This is a genomic window from Mycobacterium sp., from assembly GCF_049673265.1.
Classification (GTDB): Bacteria; Actinomycetota; Actinomycetes; order Mycobacteriales; family Mycobacteriaceae; genus Mycobacterium.
In genome coordinates this window covers 1-2,846 of the sequence record NZ_JBATXN010000701.1, presented here as the reverse complement: position 1 = coordinate 2,846, position 2,846 = coordinate 1, and the positions used below count along the sequence as shown (strand labels likewise).

Here is a 2,846-nt window from a genome sequence, read left to right as displayed (position 1 = left end):
ATGTAGAGGGTCAGCTCGTGTTCCCGGCCGTCGGTAGGTACCTCGCCGAACGGCAGGTCCTGTAGTGGCGACCATGGCAGTGCCATCAGGAGCTTGGCCTCGACGTCGTGGCGAAGCTCGTCGAGCCGGCGCATCCACTGCCGCAGATCGCCCTTCTGAATCCGCAGCGCCAGTCGCTCCCATGCTGCCCCGTCGCGAACCGCGGTCACGGTGACCACGGTGTAGGCGGGGCCGCTGCCGTGTGCGTGGTTGGCGTACCACAGCAACCGGGCGTCGTGTCCGCCGCCAAGTGTTGGCATCCAGCCGTCGCGGAACGCGGCCTCGAAGTCGTCTTCGGCGCGTCCTCGCACCTTGTGCACCTCGTGCATGAAAAGCATGCCGAGACCTCCTGCGGGCGGTGCCGCATCGAGCAACAGTTCCGCTTACCGGACGGTAATCGGGATGCCCGCTACTGTCCACGACTCCCCGATCTGGACAGTTCAACCAGACGTCTGGTTTGCTCGCTCTCATGGCCCGGATTGATGTGCCCGACGGCCCCGGTGGCGAAGCCGCGATGATTTGGACGTTGCGGCCGCCGTTGGGCGAGATGGTTGAACGGATGATCCGCGGGGCCTATCAGCAGAGCATCTTGCCGCCGGAAGAACGCGAACTGGCCAGGATGCGCGTCGCGCAGATCAACGACTGTGTGGCCTGCTCGGACTTTCGCGCACCATCGGTGCTCGAGGCGGGCGTCGCACCCGAGCTGTATGCGAACGTCGCGGCATACGCCACGTACCCCGGCTACACGCCGCGGCAGCGTCTTGCCATCGAGTACGCCGAACGTTTCGCCAATGACCACGGCTCGATCGACGACGCGTACGTCGATCGGCTTCGTGAATCGTTCACCGACTCGGAAATCCTTGATCTGACACTGTGTTTGGCGGTTTTCCTTGGTCTGGGTCGTTCGTTGACTGTGCTGGGCGTCGATCAGTCCTGCGCGATCGATCTGTGAGTCGCGCGTGGACATCGGATCGGTCGACGAATTGCTCACCACCACCCGAGCGGTGCGCAAACGTCTTGACTTGACCCGGCCGGTCGGTCGTGACGTGATTCTGGAGTGCCTTCGGCTGGCAATGCAGGCGCCCACTGCCAGCAACGCGCAGGATTGGCGCTGGCTGGTGATCACCGATGCCGCTAAGCGCGCCGCGATCGCCGAGATCTACCGCAGCATCGGTGTCGAGTATCTGACTCACGTCGCCGCGACCGAGTCCGATCCGCAGACCCAACGGGTATACCAAAGCGCACTGAACCTGACCGAAACGCTCGCCCAAGTTCCGGTACACGTCATCCCGTGCCTGCAGCGCCGCATTGACGGCAACGATCTGCTAGGTGCCGCGTCGGCCTGGGCATCGATCATCCCGGCCGGCTGGAGTTTTTTGCTTGCCCTTCGGTCGCGTGGTCTCGGATCAGTCTGGACGACAATGCATTTGGCCAAGGAGCGGGAGGTCGCCGAGCTGCTCGGAATTCCGGCCACGGTCACACAGGCCGCGCTGTTCCCTGTGGCCTACACGATTGGCACCGACTTCGGCCCGGCCGCACGGCCGCCCGCGGAGACGATCACATATTGGGATACTTGGGGACAGCCTGACGGAGAAAGCTGATGCAGTCCTACACCGTTCGATTTCACGTCGACGCACCGCCGAAAAAGGTATGGCGAGTGTTGCATCCGCCAGTGCCGCCCGACGCGCCCAAGCCGCGGGTGCTCGAGTGGCCGACCGGCAGCATGGAGATCCTCAACGAAGGCGATGAAGCTGGCGAGGGGCTGGTCCGCACCTGTGTCTTTCCTGTGCCTAGGTACCTGTTGTCGGGCGGCAAGGGGCGTTCGTGGGAGACCATTACCGAGGCGCAGATCAACAAGCTCTCGCGCTATGTGGCGATTGGCAAGCCGCTGTGGTCGCGCGCCGAGGGGTACCACGAACTGGAGGAACAACCCGACGGCACCACCGTGCTGACCTTCCACGAGACGTATCACGCCTTCAATCCCGTGCTGCGTTTTCTTCTCGAACGTCCGGTGCACGCGAAGATTTCGCGCGACAATCTCGAGATCTACGAGCACGCCCTCGGCTATGCCGGATCGGTTAAGCGGCTGACCTAGTGGTGGCTACTGGCCGGTAGCTGAAATTTGTTTCTTACCAAAGTATTAAAGGCTGCACCCAGTGACCTTAGAGTAACCGATTAGCGTCGTAATCGTTATCGCAGCAACAGCGTTTGAAAACGGGGGCGACATGACCGATTCGATCGACGGCGCAGCTTCGCACTTGGCGCCGCGTCACGCCCATCTTCCGTTTGACTGCAACGGTGCTGCGGTGCGAGCCCAGTGCCGCAGCCTGGGAACCGTCGTCACGATCACCGGTGCGGTCGACTCGGCAAATGTCGACCAGGTCACCGAGTACTCCGAGCGCTTCATCCTGCCGGACAAGCCTTTCGTCCTTGACCTGTCGGCTCTGGATTTCTTTGCGGCACAAGCTGTCCGACTTCTTCACCGGTTGGATGACATTTGCAGCGTCGCAGGGCTGGAATGGTCGGTGGTCCCCAGCCAGGCAGTAACCACGGCGCTGCTGGTTACTCAAGAGGAATCCAGCTTCCCGGTCTTCGGCTCGGTGCACGAGGCGCTGCACTACTTCGCTGATGCCACCTCCGCACGCCGCCGGTTACTGTTGCCGCTGCTCACAAAGACCGCTTAACAGCGCAATCAGGCTCACCGCGCTCACCGCGCTCACCCCGTATGCTGCTATTCGTGAGGTCGAAGTCCACCGTTGTCGCCGCGGCGGCGCTCATTGCGCTGAGCTGGAGTGTGGCCGCTGGCC

General features: G+C 62.7%; 4 protein-coding genes and 1 pseudogene. 4 read left to right on the top strand and 1 reads right to left on the bottom strand.

The genetic code is table 11. From position 1 onward, the window contains the following. A pseudogene (locus WBF82_RS23835) lies at nucleotides 1–377 on the bottom strand (hypothetical protein); the annotation flags it as partial. Nucleotides 378–508: 131 nt separating this feature from the next. On the opposite strand from WBF82_RS23835, the gene WBF82_RS23830 reads away from it, so the two are divergent. From WBF82_RS23830 to WBF82_RS23815, 4 genes are all read left to right on the top strand, one after another. After that, nucleotides 509–991 (top strand): carboxymuconolactone decarboxylase family protein, encoded by a 483-nt coding sequence (locus WBF82_RS23830; RefSeq protein ID WP_424385391.1) that lies wholly within the window; start codon nucleotides 509–511, stop codon nucleotides 989–991. Between the two features lie 7 nt (nucleotides 992–998). Then, nucleotides 999–1,640, top strand: coding sequence for a nitroreductase family protein (locus tag WBF82_RS23825; RefSeq protein ID WP_424385390.1), 642 nt, complete (start codon nucleotides 999–1,001; stop codon nucleotides 1,638–1,640). Continuing rightward, the gene (locus tag WBF82_RS23820; RefSeq protein ID WP_424385389.1) at nucleotides 1,640–2,134 is read left to right on the top strand and encodes an SRPBCC family protein; all 495 of its coding nucleotides are present in this window, start codon (nucleotides 1,640–1,642) and stop codon (nucleotides 2,132–2,134) included. The genes WBF82_RS23825 and WBF82_RS23820 overlap by 1 nt, the downstream gene beginning before the upstream one ends. Nucleotides 2,135–2,264: 130 nt before the next feature. After that, nucleotides 2,265–2,723, top strand: coding sequence for an STAS domain-containing protein (locus WBF82_RS23815; RefSeq protein ID WP_424385388.1), 459 nt, complete (start codon nucleotides 2,265–2,267; stop codon nucleotides 2,721–2,723). Nucleotides 2,724–2,846 lie beyond the last annotated feature (123 nt).

What these genes read in the sequence shown, in the direction of transcription:
- WBF82_RS23830 (WP_424385391.1), top strand. Translation starts at nt 509, where the DNA reads ATGGCCCGGATTGATGTGCCCGACGGCCCCGGTGGCGAAGCCGCGATG.
- WBF82_RS23820 (WP_424385389.1), top strand. Translation starts at nt 1,640, where the DNA reads ATGCAGTCCTACACCGTTCGATTTCACGTCGACGCACCGCCGAAAAAG.
- WBF82_RS23815 (WP_424385388.1), top strand. Translation starts at nt 2,265, where the DNA reads ATGACCGATTCGATCGACGGCGCAGCTTCGCACTTGGCGCCGCGTCAC.